This is a genomic window from Synechococcus sp. R55.8, assembly GCF_047461895.1.
Classification (GTDB): Bacteria; Cyanobacteriota; Cyanobacteriia; order Thermostichales; family Thermostichaceae; genus Thermostichus.
Genome location: NZ_JANSIB010000050.1, coordinates 16,909 through 18,498, shown reverse-complemented (window position 1 = coordinate 18,498; position 1,590 = coordinate 16,909). Strand labels below are relative to the sequence as shown.

The 1,590-nt window shown below is 64.1% G+C and carries 1 protein-coding gene; it reads left to right on the top strand.

Features of this window, described 5'->3' with window-relative positions; all coding sequences use genetic code 11:
• A partial coding sequence (locus tag NW829_RS06750) for an endonuclease domain-containing protein (RefSeq protein ID WP_414416724.1) occupies positions 1-1,590 on the top strand: 1,590 nt, incomplete at both ends.

The following is a 1,590-nucleotide window of genomic DNA, read 5'->3' as shown; positions in this document are numbered from 1 at the left end:
CCCCCCGCGCCCCCCCGCCCCCCCCCCCCCCCCCCCCGCCCCCGCCCCCCCCCCCCGCCGCCCCCCCCCCCGCCCCCCCCGCCCCCCCCCCCCCCCCCCCCCCCCCCGCTTCGATGTCATCCTCGGCAATCCACCCTGGGAACGCATCAAGTTGCAGGAAGAAGAATTCTTTGCCAGCCGCAATACCGCCATTGCTCGGGCTCCGAATGCCGCCGCCCGCAAACGGCTGATCGCCGACCTACCCCAGACCAACCCCGCCCTCTGGCACGACTACCAGCGTGCCCTGCACGGCGCCGAAAGCACCAGCCGCTTTTTACGGGGCAGTGGTCAATATCCCCTCACCGGCCGCGGCGACATCAACACCTATTCCGTCTTTGCCGAGCGCGTGCGTAACCTGCTCAGCCCGCGCGGGCGGGCCGGCATCATCATTCCTACCGGCATTGCCACCGACGCCACCAATCAGTTCTTCTTCGCCGATCTGGTGGAACAGGGACAACTGGCCAGTCTGTTCGATTTTGAGAACCGCGAAGCGCTCTTCCCCGGCGTACATCGCAGTTACAAATTCTGCCTGCTCACCCTCACCGGCGGCCGCACCCCAACCGACGCCACTACCTTCACCTTCTTCGCCACCCATGCCGATCACCTGCGCGACCCGCGTCGCGTTTTCACCCTCACAGCGGACGACATTGCCCGCATCAACCCCAACACCCGCACCCTGCCCGTCTTCCGCACCCGGCAAGATGCCGACCTGACCCGCGCCATCTATCAGCGCGTGCCGGTGTTGGTTAACGAACACACGGGTGAAAACCCTTGGGACGTGCGCTTCATGGCGATGTTCCACATGTCCAACGACTCGCACCTCTTCCGCACCCGTGCAGAGCTGGAAAAGCAAGGTTACCAGCTGGTGGGGAATGTGTTTGTGCCCTCACCCCCTAGCCCCCTCTCTCACGCTGCGGGAGAGGGGGGAAGGATCGCAGCCCCCGACCTCTCTTCTCGCGCTGCGGGAGAAGGAGGGTACGAATTACCCAAGGCCAGCCGGGAACTGATTGCCAGGGCGCGGCAGTTGCGTCGCGAGGCGACGACCGCCGAAAGCCTGCTCTGGGAATTGTTGCGTGACCGTCGGCTGCTAGGCCGAAAATTCCGGCGTCAACATCCGATTGGACAATTCATCGCCGATTTCTTCTGTGACGATGCCCGCCTGATCATTGAGATAGATGGCGCCGTGCACCGCGAACCCACTCAGCAGGAACGCGACCGTTTGCGGGAGGAAATCCTGCGCGAACATGGCTTTGCCATGCTGCGCTTTACCAATGACCAGATACTCGACCGCACAGAACAAGTCCTCCAAGAGATTGCTGCCTATGTCACTGCCCATTCCTACGAGCATCCTTCTCCCCTCTCCCAAAGCCTTGGGAGAGGGGCCGGGGGTGAGGGCTACCTCCCCCTCTACGAAGCCAAGATGATCTGGCACTATGACCACCGCTACGGCACCTATGAGGGCGTGCGCGACCGCTCCAGCACCCAACTGCCCACGCCTGATGAGCACCAGCACGCCGACCCGCACTTTGTTGTCCAGCCCTGGTACTGGGT